This window comes from Methylobrevis albus, from assembly GCF_015904235.1.
Lineage (GTDB): Bacteria > Pseudomonadota > Alphaproteobacteria > Rhizobiales > Pleomorphomonadaceae > Methylobrevis_A > Methylobrevis_A albus.
In genome coordinates, this window is record NZ_JADZLT010000028.1 from 1 (window position 1) to 307 (window position 307).

At 73.0% G+C, this 307-nt stretch carries 1 protein-coding gene; it reads left to right on the forward strand.

All coding sequences use genetic code 11. The features are described 5' to 3' along the window. Window positions 1-307: transposase (locus tag I5731_RS00265; protein ID WP_197309348.1), on the forward strand; the 307-nt coding region annotated here is incomplete at both ends.

A 307-nucleotide genomic window follows, 5' to 3' on the forward strand; every position in this document is an offset into this window, starting at 1 on the left:
GCCTGCTGAAGGCCCTGCAACTCGAGCTCTCCGACATCGACACCGAGATCGACGACACCGTGCGCGGCTCGCCGATCTGGCGCGAGAAGGAGGAACTGCTCGCCTCCGTGCCCGGCGTCGGCAGCAAGACCGCCCGCAGCCTGATCGCCGAGCTGCCGGAGCTCGGCAGCATCGGGCGCCGCGAGATCGCAGCCCTCGCCGGTCTCGCCCCTTTCACCCGGCAGTCCGGGCAATGGCGCGGCCGCAGCCGCATCGGAGGCGGCCGCGTCGTCGTGCGGACCGCCCTCTTCCCGGCCGCCATGACCGC